Origin of the sequence: Dactylosporangium siamense (assembly GCF_016862795.1) — a bacterium.
GTDB lineage: Bacteria > Actinomycetota > Actinomycetes > Mycobacteriales > Micromonosporaceae > Dactylosporangium > Dactylosporangium siamense.
In genome coordinates, this window is the sequence record NZ_BONQ01000036.1 from 111,914 (window position 1) to 125,989 (window position 14,076).

Genomic DNA, 14,076 nt, shown 5'->3' on the forward strand with positions numbered 1-14,076 from the left:
CCAGCACGCGACTTCGAGCACGACGCCAGTTGGCCTTCGGGCCGCTTGGCAGCGGTGCTCACGGCCGGTCGGCCATGTTGACCTTGGAAGGTCTGGCTGCCTATGACCAGTCAGATCTTCCAAGGTCAACTGGCCCTCCACCCAGCCCCGCGTCCACAGCACCCCTCGCGCGGCCGGCCACGGCCGCGTGCCTGGTCACGACCGCAGGTCGTGTCTGCGCAACTGTCCGCGGACCTGGCAGGGAGGCCGTTCGCGGCCGACCGGTGGCTGACGGGAGCGGCGGACCGTGCCCACGACGGACCGGAGCCGGCAACGACGACCTACAGGACGCGGTGGACCCAGCCGTGCGGGTCGGGGGCCGTGCCCCGCTGGATGCCGACGAGGCGCTCGCGGAGGTCCATGGTGACCTTGCCGGCGGTGCCGTCGCCGATGGTGAACTCGCCGGAGCGGTCGCGGACCACGCCGATCGGGGTGATCACGGCGGCGGTGCCGCAGGCGAAGGCCTCGCGGAGCCGGCCGCTGCGGGCGTCGGCCTGCCACTGCTCGTAGGAATACAGCTCCTCGCGGACCGTGAGGCCCTGGTCGGCGGCGAGGCGCAGGACCGACTCGCGGGTGATGCCGGGCAGGATCGTGCCGGTCAGCGGCGGGGTGAGCAGGGTGCCGTCGTCGAAGACGAAGAAGACGTTCATGCCGCCGAGCTCGTCGACGTAGCGCTGCTCGACGGCGTCGAGGAAGACGACCTGGTCGCAGCCGTGCTCGATGGCCTCGGCCTGGGCGACGAGGCTGGCGGCGTAGTTGCCGCCGCACTTCGCGGCGCCGGTGCCGCCGGGGGCGGCGCGGGTGTAGTCGCGGGAGACCCAGACGCTGACCGGTTTGACGCCGCCCTTGAAGTAGCTGCCGACCGGGGAGGCGATGACCAGGAAGAGATACTCCGAGGAGGGCTTGACGCCGAGGAAGACCTCGCTGGCGTACTGGAACGGGCGCAGGTAGAGGCTGCCCTCGGGGTCGGACGGGACCCAGTCGCGGTCGACGCGGATGAGCTCACTCAAGGCGTCCAGGAACAGCTGCGACGGCACCGGGGCCATGGCCATGCGGGCCGCGGACTGCCGGAAGCGGGCGGCGTTGGCGTCGGGGCGGAACAGGGTGACGCCGCCGTCGGCCGCGCGGTAGGCCTTCAGGCCCTCGAAGATCTCCTGGGCGTAGTGCAGGACGGCGGTCGCCGGGTCCATCGGGATCGGCGCGCGGGCCTCGACGCGGGCGTCATACCAGCCCTTGCCCTCGGCATAGCGGATGGTGACCATGTGGTCGGTGAAGATCCGTCCGAAGCCGGGGTTGGCGAGCAGCGCGGACCGTTCCGCGGCGCTGACCGGGGCCGGATTGGGCCGGACCTCGAAGTCGAGCGTTTCACCGCCGTTCATGGCGTGCCTCCAGTTGCGCGTCGTGTCTGCAACTTACCCCGAACGGTCGTTCACGCGCACTCAGGCCACGGCGGCGGCGAGCCGGTCGCCGATCGCCTCCGTGGACAGGGCCGAGCCCGGCGTGCGGGCGGCGACCTCGGCACCGACGGCGGCGGTGACCTTCGCGGCTGCGTCGGGGTTGCCGAGGTGGTCCAGCAGCAGCGCGGTGGACAGCACCGCGGCGGACGGGTCGGCGATGCCCTTGCCGGCGATGTCCGGGGCCGAGCCGTGCACCGGCTCGAACATGGACGGGAAGGCCCGCTCGGGGTTGATCGAGCCGCTGGCCGCCAGGCCGATGCCGCCGGTGACCGCGGCCGCGATGTCGGTGAGGATGTCGCCGAAGAGGTTGTCGGTGACCACGACGTCGTAGCGCTGCGGGTTGCTCACCAGGAACATGGCCGCGGCGTCGACGTGCTGGTATTCGGTCTCGATGTCCGGGAACTCGGCCTTGACCGCGTTGAACGTGCGGGCCCAAAGGCCACCGGCGTGGGTGAGCACGTTGGTCTTGTGCACCAGGGTCACCTTGCGCCGCTCGCGCTTCGCGGCGCGGGCGAACGCGTCGCGGATGACCCGCTCGACGCCGTGGCGGGTGTTGAGGCTCTCCTCGGTCGCGACCTCGGCGGGCGTGCCGGGGTGCAGGTTGCCGCCGGCGCCGACGTAGAGACCCTCGGTGCCCTCACGGACGACGACGAGGTCGATCTCGCCCGGCTTGACACCGGCGAGGGGGCTGGTCGTGCCGGGCCACAGCCGCGACGGGCGGAGGTTCACATACTGGTCGAAGTCGAACCGCAGCTTCAGCAGCAGGCCCCGCTCGAGCACGCCCGGCGGGACGCTCGGGTCACCGACGGCGCCGAGCAGGATCGCGTCGTGGCCGCGCAGCTCCTCGAGCACGCTGTCGGGGAGCACCTCGCCGGTGCGGTGGTAGCGGGCGGCGCCCAGGTCGTAGTCGGTCGTCTCGACGTCCGGAAGGATGACCCGCAGCACCTTGAGTGCCTGGGCCACCACTTCGGTCCCGATACCGTCCCCGGCCACGACCGCGATCTTCGCCACCACTGCGCCCCTTTCCTCGGACCAGCCCACGGTACGCGCTCGTCCTACTGAGTGGACGCTCATCCCAGTCATTGGAAATAAGACGGGGGCAGGGAGAGCCGCCACTCTCCCCGCCCCCTAGGAGGAACGTCTTACTCGCCCGACAGGTCGACCGTGCTCGCCGCGGTGGCGCCGATGGCCTGCTGGGCCTCGTTGAGCAGGTCCGCGTGCACGGACTGGTCGACGGTCAACGTCATCAGCGCCTCGCCGCCGGCTTCGCGCCGGGCGACCTGCATCGCCGCGATGTTGACCCCCGCAGTGCCCAGTATCGACCCCACCAGTCCGACGACGCCGGGGCGGTCGGCATATCGGAAGAACAGCAGCACGCCCTCCGCGGCGAGCTCGAGGCTGAAGCCGTCGATCTCGGTCAGCTTCAGGGCCTCTCGCGGTCCCGCGACATACGTGCCGGACACGGAGGCTACCTTGCCGTCGGGCAACACACCGCGCACGGTCACCAGGTTGGTCTGATCGGCCGACTCGGTGAACACCGCGAGGGCGACCTCGACCCCCCGATCGGCCGCCAGATGCGGTGCGTTCACATAGGTGACCTGCTCTGCAACGACGCTGCTGAACAGGCCTTTCGTCGCGGCGAGCTTGAGCACGGACACATCGTGGGTGGCGACCTCGCCGTGCACCTCGACCGTGACGGCCGAGGCGATGCCGCCCGCGACGGCGGTGAAGACCCGGCCGAGCTTCTCGGCCAGGGGCAGCAGCGGCCGCACCTCCTCGGCGACGACGCCTCCGACCTGGACGTTGACCGCGTCCGGGACGAACTCGCCGTCGAGGGCCAGCTTCACGCTGCGGGCGACGGCCAGGCCGGCCTTGTCCTGTGCCTCGACCGTCGACGCGCCCAGGTGCGGGGTCGCGACCACGTTGTCGAACGCGAACAGTGGCGACGCGACGCACGGCTCCTTGCTGAACACGTCGATGCCGGCACCGGCGACCCGCCCGTCGGCGATCGCGTCGGCGAGGGCCTGCTCGTCGACGAGGCCGCCACGGGCCGCGTTGATGATCCGCACGCCCGGCTTGACGATGCCCAGCTCGCGGGCGCCGATGAGGCCGACGGTCTCGGGGGTCTTCGGCAGGTGGATCGAGATGAAGTCGCTCTCGCGCAGCAGCTCGTCCAGGCCCAGCAGGCGCACGCCGAGCGCGGCCGCTCGGGCCGGCTGGATGTAGGGGTCGTAGGCGACCAGCCGCACCCCGAACGCCGCCATCCGCTGGGCGAACAGCACCCCGATGCGGCCCAGACCGACCACGCCGACGACCTTGCCGGACAGCTCGACGCCGGTGTACTTGGACCGCTTCCACTCCCCCGCCTTCAACGCGGCCGAGGCCGCGGCGGTGTTGCGGGCGACGGCGAGCAGCAGGGCGACGGCCTGCTCGGCGGCGGAGACGATGTTGGACGTCGGTGCGTTGACGACCATGACGCCGCGGGCGGTCGCGGCGGGGACGTCGACGTTGTCGAGGCCGACGCCGGCACGGGCGACGACCTTCAGCCGGGGCGCGGCCGCGACCGCTTCGGCGTCGACCTGGGTGGCGCTGCGCACGATGATCGCGCTGGCGTCGGCGAGCGATTCCAGCAGTGCCGAACGATCCGTGCCGTCGATGTGACGGACCTCGTAGTCGTCGGCGAGAACTTCCAGGGCGGAGGGAGCGAGCTCCTCGGCGATCAGCACCACCGGGCGGTCAGGAGGGAGGGTCATACGGTCCTCGACTCTCGGGCTTCGGCTGGCGTCGATGCGCGGCGCGCGACACTGCACGCCAGGCGCAGGTCGGCGACGGGGCCGGGCGGACGGCCTCTTCCGCCGATCGTAGGCCTGCGGCAGCAACCGCCCGTCCCCGCTCGGACGTGAGCGCGATCACAGCAGCCCGTTCGAGTGACCGGCTGTCAGACACCCGACCTGGCCCTTTCTGAACCCTTTGGGCCCGCCCGTCCGTGTCGGCTGGCATCACCACGCCCCTTCCCACCGACGGCTGAGGAGACACCACGATGAGCGAGTACTACGACGGCGGCGACCACGCTGGCCACGAGGCGACCTACGAGGGTCACGACGCCTACCAGGGCGAGGAGCACGCCGACCAGTACGCGGACGTCCAGGAGCAGGTGCACCACGTGATCGAGCTGATCGGCGAGAAGATCGACGGCATCGAGCACGACGTCCACGAGGCGTACGACCAGCCGGCGGAGCACGACGCCTACGCCTCGGACGAGTACCAGGCCGATGACCACAAGGCCGAAGGCCACAAGGCTGACGACTACCAGGGCTACTCGCCCTACGCGCGCTCCTGATCGCAGCGGTCAGGGAACCGGGACGGCCCCGGCGTGGAGCTCCACGCCGGGGCCGTCTTGACTCTCCCGTGGCTGGAGACCGGAGGCTGGTTCCACCGAAGCAGGAACGACTGAGGAGGAGCCATGGAGAACCCGTACGCGGCCGAGGCCGAGCAGCGGTGGGGGCAGACCGAGGCGTACCGGCAGTCCGCCGAGCGGACCGCGAAGTACACGCCGCGCGACTGGGAACGCATCAAGGCGGAGGCGGCCGAGAACACGGCGGCGTTCACGCGGGCCTTCGTCGACGGCGAGCCGGCCCAGGGTGAGCGGGCGATGGACCTCGCCGAGGCGCACCGGGAGCACATCAGCCGGTGGTTCTACGACTGCTCGAGCGAGATCCACCGCGGCCTCGGCGACATGTACGTCGACGACCCGCGGTTCACCGCGAACTACGACACGGACCACCCGGGCCTGGCGCAGTTCATCAGGGACGCGATCCACGCGAACGCGGCCCGATAAGCAAAAGGGGGGCTCCGTGGAGCCCCCCTTTCACGGAAAAGTCAGGCCGTCTCGGTGATGGGCCGGTCGACCCAGCTCATCATCGAGCGCAGCTTCTGGCCGGTCTCCTCGATCGGGTGCGCGGCACCCTGCTCGCGGAGCTTGGTGAAGTTGGGGCGGCCTGCGTCGTCCTCGGCGATCCACTCGCGGGCGAACTCGCCGGACTGGATCTCGGCGAGGATCTTCTTCATCTCCTCCTTGGTCCGGGCGTCGACGACGCGCGGGCCGCGGGAGTAGTCGCCGTACTCGGCGGTGTCGGACACGCTGTAGCGCATCCGGGCGATGCCGCCCTCGTACATGAGGTCCACGATGAGCTTGAGCTCGTGGAGGCACTCGAAGTAGGCGATCTCCGGGGCGTAGCCCGCCTCGGTGAGCACCTCGAAGCCGGTCTGGACGAGCGCGGAGGCGCCGCCGCAGAGGACCGCCTGCTCGCCGAACAGGTCGGTCTCGGTCTCCTCCTTGAACGTGGTCCTGATCGCGCCGGCGCGGGTGCCGCCGATGCCCGCGGCGTAGGCCAGGGCCAGGGCGAACGCGTTGCCGGTGGCGTCCTGCTCGACCGCGACGAGACACGGCACGCCCTTGCCGTCCACGAACTGGCGGCGGACCAGGTGGCCCGGGCCCTTCGGGGCGACCATGGCGACGTCGACGTCGGCCGGGGGCGTGATGAACCCGTACCGGATGTTGAGGCCGTGACCGAAGAACAGCGCCTTGCCGGCGGTGAGGTGCGGCTCGACCGACTCGGTGTAGAGGGTGCGCTGCGCGGTGTCGGGCGCCAGGATCATGATGACGTCCGCCTCGGCGGAGGCCTCGGCCGGCGAGAGGACCCGCAGGCCCTGCTCCTCGGCCTTCGCGCGGCTCTTGGAACCCTCCGGCAGGCCGACGCGGACGTCGACACCGGAGTCACGCAGGGACAGCGCGTGGGCGTGGCCCTGGCTGCCGTAACCGAGGACCGCAACCTTGCGGCCCTGGATCAACGACAGGTCGGCGTCGTCGTCGTAGAACACCTCGGCGGACATTTCGTTCCTTTCGGTTTTTAAATCAGGACGCGGCGCGAAGCGCCGGGCCCGTGGTGATGGAGCGGGAGCCACGGCCGATGGCCACGACGCCGGACTGGACCATTTCCTTGATACCGAACGGCTCCAGGTCGCGGAGCAACGCGTCCAGTTTTTCCGACGTCCCGGTGGCCTCGATCGTGAGGGCGTCCGGCGAGACGTCGACCACGCGGGCCCGGAACAGGTTCACCGTCTCCAGGACCTGCGAGCGGACCGGCCGCTCGGCGCGCACCTTCACCAGCAGCAGCTCGCGCTGGACGCTGGCGGTGCTGTCGAGCTCGACGATCTTCAGCACCTGCACCAGCTTGTTGAGCTGCTTGGTGACCTGTTCGAGCGGGCTGTCCTCGGCGTTGACCACGATCGTCATCCGGGAGACCTCGGGGTGCTCGGTCTCACCGACCGCGAGGGAGTCGATGTTGAAGCCACGGCGGGCGAACAGGCCGGCGACCCGGGCGAGGATGCCCGGCTTGTTCTCCACCAGGACTGACAGGGTGTGGGTGGTCATCTCAGACGTCATCCTTGTCGAACTTGGGCGCGACCCCGCGGGCGAACATGATCTCGTCGTTGCTGGTGCCGGCGGCGACCATCGGCCACACCATGGCGTCCTTGCCGACCACGAAGTCGATGACGACCGGCTGGTCGGTGACCTTCATCGCGGCCTCGATCGTGGCGTCGACGTCCTGCTTGGTCTCGCACCGCAGGCCGACGCAGCCCAGCGCGTCGGCGAGCTTCACGAAGTCCGGGATGCGGTGCTTGTGGGTGCCCAGCTCGGTGTTGGAGTACCGCTGGTCGTAGAACAGCGTCTGCCACTGCCGGACCATACCGAGGTTGCCGTTGTTGATGACGGCGACCTTGATCGGGATGCCTTCGAGGGCGCAGGTGGCGAGCTCCTGGTTGGTCATCTGGAAGCAGCCGTCGCCGTCGATCGCCCAGACCACCTTGTCGGGCCGGCCGACCTTGGCGCCCATCGCGGCCGGGACGGCGTAGCCCATGGTGCCGAGCCCGCCGGAGTTGAGCCAGGTGGCGGGGTGCTCGTACTGGACGAACTGCGCCGCCCACATCTGGTGCTGGCCGACCCCGGCGGTGTAGATCGCGTCGGGACCGACGAGCTTGCCGATGCGCTCGATCACGTACTGGGGGGCCAGGGTGCCGTCGGACGGCTCCTCGTAGCCGAGGGGGTACCGGCCGCGGATGTCGTCGAGGGTGGCCCACCAGTCGGTGATCGAGGCCTTGTGGCCGGCCGCGTACTCGGTGGTGACGGCGCCGATCAGCTCCTCGATGACGTGCTTGGCGTCGCCGACGATCGGCACGTCCGCGACCCTGTTCTTGCCGATCTCGGCCGGGTCGATGTCGGCGTGGATGATCTGGGCGTTCGGCGCGAACGTGTTCAGGTCGCCGGTCACCCGGTCGTCGAAGCGCGCGCCGAGGGTGATCAGCAGGTCCGACTTCTGCAACGCGTAGACGGCGCCGACCGTGCCGTGCATGCCGGGCATGCCCATGTGCTGCGGGTGCGAGTCGGGGAACGCGCCGCGGGCCATCAGCGTCGTGACGACGGGCGCGCCGGTCAGCTCGGCCAGCTTGCGCAGCACCTCGGAGGCCTGGGCCTTGATGACGCCGCCGCCGACATACAGCACCGGCCGCTTCGCGGCGGCGATGAGGCGGGCCGCCTCACGGATCTGCTTGCCGTGCGGGTGCAGCGTCGGGTGGTAGCCGGGCAGGTCCAGCGTCGGCGGCCACTTGAACGTCGTCTGCTTCTGCAGGACGTCCTTGGGGATGTCGACGAGGACCGGGCCGGGCCGGCCGGTCGAGGCGAGGTGGAACGCCTCGGCGAGGACCCGCGGCAGCTCCTCGCCCGACTTCACCAGATAGTTGTGCTTGGTGATCGGCAGGGTGATGCCGGCGATGTCGGCTTCCTGGAACGCGTCGGTGCCGATCGAGGCCGACGCGACCTGACCGGTGATCGCGACCATGGCGACGGAGTCCATGTACGCGTCGGCGATCGGCGTGACCAGGTTGGTCGCGCCCGGGCCGGACGTGGCCATGCAGACGCCGACCTTGCCGGTGGCCTGCGCGTAGCCGGTGGCGGCGTGGCCGGCCCCCTGCTCGTGGCGGACCAGGATGTGCCGGACGCGCTCGGAGTCGAACAGCGGGTCGTACGCCGGCAGGATCGCGCCGCCGGGGATGCCGAAGACGACGTCCGCGCCGAGCTCCTCGAGCGAACGCACCAGCACCTGGGCACCGGTCAGAAGCTCCGGCTTCTTGTCTACGGCCTTCTCCGACTTGTCGGTCTTGTCGGCCGGCGTCGACCCCGTCGCGGGTGCGGTCGGGTGCGCTCGGTGGGCGAGGACTTCAGGCGTGGGTCTCGTCATCGCATTTCGCACTTTCGCTCGAAGGTGTCCAGGTCACGGTTCAGACTCGCTCGGACATGAAAAAACCCCTCCGTGCGATGCACGAGGGGCTAGCGCGCTGACGGCAGGCGTCGGCGCGCTAGATGATAAGTACTCGCAGCGACCTCGACGACATGTGCCCACTCTCGCGCATCTCACGCCCCGAGTCAACCGATCCCACGATCTGGAACGTGTCAGACTCACAAGTATGCCCGAGCTGCGGTCCAAAACCTCCACTTCTGGTCGCAACATGGCCGGCGCACGCGCCCTGTGGCGCGCCACCGGCATGACCGACGCAGATTTCGGTAAGCCAATCGTCGCCATCGCCAACAGTTTCACGCAGTTCGTGCCGGGCCATGTCCACCTGCGCAACCTCGGGATCATCGTCGCTGACGCGGTCGCCGAGGCGGGTGGGGTCGCCAAGGAGTTCAACACCATCGCCGTCGACGACGGCATCGCGATGGGCCACGGCGGGATGCTGTACTCGCTGCCCAGCCGCGAGCTCATCGCCGACGCCGTCGAGTACATGGTGCAGGCGCACTGCGCCGACGCCCTCGTGTGCATCTCCAACTGCGACAAGATCACGCCCGGCATGCTGCTCGCCGCCCTCCGCCTCAACATCCCCACCGTCTTCGTCTCCGGCGGCCCCATGGAAGCCGGCAAGACCATCGCGATCGAGGGCGTCGTGCACGCCAAGCTCGACCTCATCGACGCGATGATCGCCTCGGCCAACGAGGCCGTCACCGACGAGCAGCTCGGCGAGATCGAGCGCTCCGCCTGCCCGACCTGCGGCTCGTGCTCCGGCATGTTCACCGCCAACTCGATGAACTGCCTCACCGAGGCGATCGGCCTGGCCCTGCCGGGCAACGGCTCGACCCTCGCCACACACAGCGCCCGCAAGGCCCTGTTCGAGCGGGCCGGCTCGCTGATCGTCGAGCTGTGCAAGCAGTACTACGAGGGTGACGACGCCTCGGTGCTGCCGCGCGCGATCGCCACCCGGGAGGCGTTCGAGAACGCGGTCGCCCTCGACGTGGCCATGGGCGGCTCGACCAACACCGTCCTGCACCTGCTCGCCGCCGCCCGCGAGGCCGAGGTCGAGTTCAGTGTCTCCGACATCGACGGCATCTCCCGCCGGGTGCCGTGCCTGTCGAAGGTCGCGCCGAACAGCCCGAAGTACCACATGGAGGACGTCCACCGGGCCGGCGGCATCCCCGCCATCCTGGGTTCGTTGAACCGCGCGGGGCTCCTGAACACCAACGTGCGGAGCGTGCATTCTCCTGATCTGCCCGGCTGGCTCGCCGAGTGGGACATCCGGGGCGGGTCACCCTCGGCGACCGCGCTGGAGCTGTTCCACGCTGCGCCGGGCGGGGTCCGCACGGTCGAGCCGTTCTCCACGTCGAACCGCTGGGCGACCCTGGACACCGACGAAGCCGAGGGCTGCATCCGATCCAAGGAGCACGCGTACTCGGCCGACGGCGGCCTGGCGATCCTCTTCGGCAACGTCGCCCCCGACGGCTGCGTCGTGAAGACCGCCGGCGTGCCGGACGAGAACCTCGTCTTCCACGGCACGGCCCGCGTCTTCGAGTCGCAGGAGTCGGCCGTCGACGGCATCCTCGCCAAGCAGGTCGTCGCCGGTGACGTCGTGGTCATCCGGTACGAAGGACCGAAGGGCGGGCCGGGCATGCAGGAGATGCTCTACCCGACGTCGTTCCTGAAGGGCCGTGGCCTCGGCCGGGCGTGCGCGCTCATCACCGACGGCCGGTTCTCCGGCGGCACCTCCGGCCTGTCCATCGGGCACATCTCCCCGGAGGCGGCCGGCGGCGGGCTGATCGCCCTCGTCGAGGACGGCGACCGGATCGAGATCGACATCCCGCACCGCTCGATCAACCTCGTGGTCGACGAGGACGTGCTGACCGCGCGCCGCGTCGCCCAGGAGAAGCGCGAGCGGCCGTACACGCCGCTGGACCGCACCCGGCCGGTCTCGGCCGCGCTGCGTGCCTACGCGTCGATGGCCACCGCGGCCAGCGACGGCGCCTACCGCAAGGTGCCGTGACGGTCACCCGGGCCACTTCGACCGAAGTGGCCCGGGTTTTCACCGCGTCGGTGGACTAGCATCGGGGTTGAACCCGCGACTGGCGCACATCAAGGTGGAACCGACCACCGGGGAGCTTCCTGTATCGCTGGCACCGCGCGCCTGGGTGCCGCGGTCGGCTTCGCCTTGGGAGCACCCCATGCATGTGCCTGCCCTGCCCACGATCACGTCGTCCGACCCGGACCTCGCGGACCTCATCCAGCGCGAGGCCTCCCGCCAGCACGACACGCTGCGGATGATCGCCTCGGAGAACTACGTCTCCCAGGCCGTCCTCGAGGCCACCGGCACCGTCCTCACCAACAAGTACTCCGAGGGCTACCCGGGCAAGCGCTACTACGAGGGCCAGCGCTTCATCGACCCGATCGAGGAACTGGCGATCGCCCGCGCCAAGTCGGTCTTCGGCGTCGAGCACGCCAACGTGCAGCCGTACTCCGGCTCCCCCGCGAACCTCGCCGTCTACATGGCCCTCGCCGCCCCCGGTGACACCGTCATGGGCATGGCCCTCCCCATGGGCGGCCACCTCACCCACGGCTGGCCCGTGTCGGCCACCGGCGCCTGGTTCCGGCCCGTGCAGTACACCGTCCGCCGCTCCGACGGCCTCATCGACTTCGACGAGGTCCGCGACATCGCCCTCCGCGAGCGCCCCAAGCTCATCTTCTGCGGCGGCACGGCCCTGCCCCGCACCATCGAGTTCGCCCGGTTCGCCGAGATCGCCCGGGAGGTGGATGCGGTGCTCGTGGCGGACATCGCGCACATCGCCGGCCTGATCGCGGGCGGGGCGCACCCCACGCCGGTCGGCCACGCCCCGATCATCACCACCACCACCCACAAGACGCTCCGCGGCCCGCGCGGCGCGATGCTGCTCTGCACCTCGGACTACTCGAAGGCCATCGACAAGGCCGTGTTCCCCGGCCTGCAGGGCGGCCCGCACAACCACACCACCGCGGGCATCGCCGTCGCGCTGCGGGAGGCCGCACAGCCGTCCTTCAGCGTCTACGCCCACCAGATCGTGGCCAACGCCCGCGCGCTGGCGTCCTCGTTGCTGGAGCGCGGCTTCGACCTGGTCTCCGGCGGCACCGACAACCACCTCATCCTGCTCGACCTCACCGGCAAGAACATCGGCGGCAAGCCCGCCGCCCGCGCCCTCGACCGCGCCGGCATCGAGACGAACTACAACACGGTCCCGTACGACACCCGCAAGCCCTTCGACCCGTCCGGCGTGCGCATCGGCACCCCCGCCCTCACCACCCGCGGCCTCACCGAGGCGCAGATGCCCCAGGTCGCCGACTGGATCTCCCGTGCCGTCGACGCCGCCGTGAAGGACGACGACCAGGCCCTGGACACGATCGCCGCCGAGGTCCGCGAGCTGCTGTCCGCGTACCCGATGCCCGGCTGGCACTGACCCTCCCGGCTCGAAGGACGGATCCGGCCGCCGCGCGGTGACCGGATCCGTCCTTCGACCATCAACCAGCCGGACCCGACGAGCGGACGAAGCTCGCGAAACCCGGCGACGGGCGACTCCACCGTGTTGCCGTCCGGAGCGGAGCCGCCCGAGTTGCCGCCCGCGGTCCACGTCGTTGCCGGCGTGCGCCAGCGCCCCGACCGGCATTCCCGCGGAGCGCGGTGGTCCGGTCGTTCCGGTCGTTCCGGGCGGGCGACGGGTATTACTTGCGGCGCAGGAACCGGCGGGAGCGCTGGTCCGGGTTCTTGGGCTCCTCGTCGAGGTTGAGCTCCAGCGGCGCCACGTCGTCGTCGAACGTCATGTCGCGGGCCCGCTGCCGCTGCCCGGGCACCGCGGAACCGGCCCGCTCCTGCTCGCCACCGCCACCCGCCGGGGCGCGGGACGAGATGCGGGACCGGCTGTCCGAGGTGAACTCGCCGCTCGGGTCGCTCTCGAATCCGGACGTGGGGTCGGTCGCCCACGCGGGGCGGCCCGACGTGCCGGAGCGTTCGGACGCGCCCGGACGGGCGGAGGTGTCCGATCGCTCCGCAGGTCCTGACCGGCGCCCGGTGCCCTGTCCCGTGGCCACCTCGGACGCCCAGTCGTCGACGTCCGCCGGAGGTGCCGCGGCGGGGCGGCCGTTCGCGGACGGTGCTTCCTCGGCCGGCTGGCCCTTCCGTCCCTTGCCCGCCTTGGACCGCCCCCACCGCGAACGCTTGCCGCCCGCCGGCTCCTCAGCCGGCGCCTCGTCAACCGTGCCGCGTGCGCTCTGCGCCGCCTCGGCGTCCCACCACGCGGGCCCGTCATCGGCGGGCGCCGCGCTCCAGGCGGCCGGCCGCGCCTCGGATTCGGCTCCTCGCCGCCCGTCGGCCCGCCCAGCCTCCGGCCCGCCCAGCCGTGACGTGTCCGACCCTGTCCGATCCGACCACGAAGACCCAGCGCGGGACTGACCCGCGTCGGACCGGTCCTCACGGGACTGATCCGACCACGAAGACTCCGTGCGCGACTGACCCGCGTCGGACCGGTCGTCACGAGACTGATCCGACCACGAAGACTCCGTGCGCGACCGACCCGCGTCGAACCGGTCCTCACGGGACTGATCCGACCACGAAGGCTCGGCGCGGGGCTGGTCCGTGCGGGGCTGGCTCAGGCGCGGGGTGGCGGACCACGACCGCACCGCAGGCGGCGCGTCCGGCGGCGACGGCTCCGACCGGGACCGCTCCGACCACGAGGACTCCGTGCCGGGCTGGTCGAGGCGGGACGGATCCACGAGCGGGGTGGCCGACCACGAGGACATCGGAGGCGGCGCGTCGGTCGGCGACGGCTCCGGGCCATCCGACCGGGAACGGTCCGACCACGAGGACTCGGTGTGGGGCTGGTCAGCGTCGGGCTGGGCCGGCCACGGCGAGTCGGCGCGGGACTGCGCCGAGCGTGGGGTGGCCGACCACGAGGAGACCGCGGGCGGCGCTTCGGCCGGCGACGGATCCGACCGGGTCTGGTCCGACCGGGCGGGACTTGACCAGGAGGACGTCGGCAAAGGCGCTTCCGCCGGCGACGGGTCCGACCACGAATCGTCGGACCACGACCGGTCCGACCGCGGAGACCACGAGGTCGCCGACGGTGGCGGGTCGGTGCGAGACGGGTCAGCCACCGGCGAGTCCCATGAGGTCGCCGGGTGGGCCGGCGGCTCCGGCTCGAACCTCGAACGGCTCGTCGCGGGCTCCCCACCCA

11 protein-coding genes, 1 pseudogene and 1 riboswitch are annotated in these 14,076 nt (G+C 71.0%); of the genes and pseudogenes, 5 read left to right on the forward strand and 7 right to left on the reverse strand.

The window, feature by feature from the left end:
- Positions 1–320: 320 nt before the first annotated feature.
- The 3 genes from Dsi01nite_RS12750 to serA form a co-directional block, all read right to left on the reverse strand.
- The gene (locus Dsi01nite_RS12750; RefSeq protein WP_203846308.1) at positions 321–1,418 is read right to left on the reverse strand and encodes a branched-chain amino acid aminotransferase; all 1,098 of its coding nucleotides are present in this window, start codon (positions 1,416–1,418) and stop codon (positions 321–323) included.
- Between the two features lie 60 nt (positions 1,419–1,478).
- Positions 1,479–2,507 carry a 3-isopropylmalate dehydrogenase gene (locus Dsi01nite_RS12755; RefSeq protein ID WP_203846309.1) on the reverse strand — a complete coding sequence of 343 codons (1,029 nt, stop codon included), beginning with the start codon at positions 2,505–2,507 and terminating at the stop codon, positions 1,479–1,481.
- A 131-nt stretch (positions 2,508–2,638) separates the two neighbouring features.
- The gene (serA, locus tag Dsi01nite_RS12760; RefSeq protein WP_203846310.1) at positions 2,639–4,249 is read right to left on the reverse strand and encodes a phosphoglycerate dehydrogenase; all 1,611 of its coding nucleotides are present in this window, start codon (positions 4,247–4,249) and stop codon (positions 2,639–2,641) included.
- A gap of 287 nt (positions 4,250–4,536) precedes the next feature.
- On the opposite strand from serA, the gene Dsi01nite_RS12765 reads away from it, so the two are divergent.
- Together Dsi01nite_RS12765 and Dsi01nite_RS12770 are read left to right on the forward strand one after the other, a co-directional pair.
- The gene (locus Dsi01nite_RS12765; RefSeq protein WP_203846311.1) at positions 4,537–4,836 is read left to right on the forward strand and encodes a hypothetical protein; all 300 of its coding nucleotides are present in this window, start codon (positions 4,537–4,539) and stop codon (positions 4,834–4,836) included.
- Between the two features lie 123 nt (positions 4,837–4,959).
- Positions 4,960–5,334 carry a TipAS antibiotic-recognition domain-containing protein gene (locus Dsi01nite_RS12770; protein ID WP_203846312.1) on the forward strand — a complete coding sequence of 125 codons (375 nt, stop codon included), beginning with the start codon at positions 4,960–4,962 and terminating at the stop codon, positions 5,332–5,334.
- Positions 5,335–5,375: 41 nt separating this feature from the next.
- On the opposite strand, the gene ilvC is transcribed toward Dsi01nite_RS12770, so the two are convergent.
- Genes ilvC through Dsi01nite_RS12785 form a run of 3 tightly spaced genes read right to left on the reverse strand, consistent with a single transcriptional unit; the run spans position 5,376 to position 8,794 of the window.
- Complete coding sequence (gene ilvC, locus Dsi01nite_RS12775; RefSeq protein WP_203846313.1) at positions 5,376–6,389, reverse strand: ketol-acid reductoisomerase; 1,014 nt, start codon at positions 6,387–6,389, stop codon at positions 5,376–5,378.
- Positions 6,390–6,411: 22 nt separating this feature from the next.
- Positions 6,412–6,930, reverse strand: a complete 519-nt coding sequence (gene ilvN, locus Dsi01nite_RS12780; RefSeq protein ID WP_203846314.1) for an acetolactate synthase small subunit — start codon at positions 6,928–6,930, stop codon at positions 6,412–6,414.
- Position 6,931: 1 nt separating this feature from the next.
- Positions 6,932–8,794 carry an acetolactate synthase large subunit gene (locus tag Dsi01nite_RS12785; protein WP_203846315.1) on the reverse strand — a complete coding sequence of 621 codons (1,863 nt, stop codon included), beginning with the start codon at positions 8,792–8,794 and terminating at the stop codon, positions 6,932–6,934.
- 226 nt (positions 8,795–9,020) lie between these two features.
- On the opposite strand from Dsi01nite_RS12785, the gene ilvD reads away from it, so the two are divergent.
- Both ilvD and glyA read left to right on the forward strand, forming a co-directional pair.
- Positions 9,021–10,865 carry a dihydroxy-acid dehydratase gene (ilvD, locus tag Dsi01nite_RS12790; protein WP_203846316.1) on the forward strand — a complete coding sequence of 615 codons (1,845 nt, stop codon included), beginning with the start codon at positions 9,021–9,023 and terminating at the stop codon, positions 10,863–10,865.
- Between the two features lie 65 nt (positions 10,866–10,930).
- Positions 10,931–11,019: riboswitch (ZMP/ZTP riboswitch) on the forward strand.
- A 24-nt stretch (positions 11,020–11,043) separates the two neighbouring features.
- Entirely contained in the window at positions 11,044–12,306 is a 1,263-nt protein-coding gene (glyA, locus tag Dsi01nite_RS12795; protein ID WP_203846317.1) for a serine hydroxymethyltransferase, read from the forward strand.
- Between the two features lie 262 nt (positions 12,307–12,568).
- On the opposite strand, the gene Dsi01nite_RS12800 is transcribed toward glyA, so the two are convergent.
- Positions 12,569–12,934, reverse strand: a complete 366-nt coding sequence (locus tag Dsi01nite_RS12800; protein WP_203846318.1) for a hypothetical protein — start codon at positions 12,932–12,934, stop codon at positions 12,569–12,571.
- 544 nt (positions 12,935–13,478) lie between these two features.
- On the opposite strand from Dsi01nite_RS12800, the pseudogene Dsi01nite_RS12805 reads away from it, so the two are divergent.
- Positions 13,479–14,076 (forward strand): annotated as a pseudogene (locus tag Dsi01nite_RS12805) (hypothetical protein); the annotation flags it as partial.

Excerpts from the sequence above, each read along its gene's own strand:
- ilvC (WP_203846313.1), bottom strand. The coding sequence starts at position 6,389 with ATGTCCGCCGAGGTGTTCTACGACGACGACGCCGACCTGTCGTTGATC.
- Dsi01nite_RS12750 (WP_203846308.1), bottom strand. The coding sequence starts at position 1,418 with ATGAACGGCGGTGAAACGCTCGACTTCGAGGTCCGGCCCAATCCGGCC.
- ilvN (WP_203846314.1), bottom strand. The coding sequence starts at position 6,930 with ATGACCACCCACACCCTGTCAGTCCTGGTGGAGAACAAGCCGGGCATC.
- serA (WP_203846310.1), bottom strand. The coding sequence starts at position 4,249 with ATGACCCTCCCTCCTGACCGCCCGGTGGTGCTGATCGCCGAGGAGCTC.
- Dsi01nite_RS12785 (WP_203846315.1), bottom strand. The coding sequence starts at position 8,794 with ATGACGAGACCCACGCCTGAAGTCCTCGCCCACCGAGCGCACCCGACC.
- glyA (WP_203846317.1), top strand. The coding sequence starts at position 11,044 with ATGCATGTGCCTGCCCTGCCCACGATCACGTCGTCCGACCCGGACCTC.
- Dsi01nite_RS12765 (WP_203846311.1), top strand. The coding sequence starts at position 4,537 with ATGAGCGAGTACTACGACGGCGGCGACCACGCTGGCCACGAGGCGACC.
- ilvD (WP_203846316.1), top strand. The coding sequence starts at position 9,021 with ATGCCCGAGCTGCGGTCCAAAACCTCCACTTCTGGTCGCAACATGGCC.
- Dsi01nite_RS12770 (WP_203846312.1), top strand. The coding sequence starts at position 4,960 with ATGGAGAACCCGTACGCGGCCGAGGCCGAGCAGCGGTGGGGGCAGACC.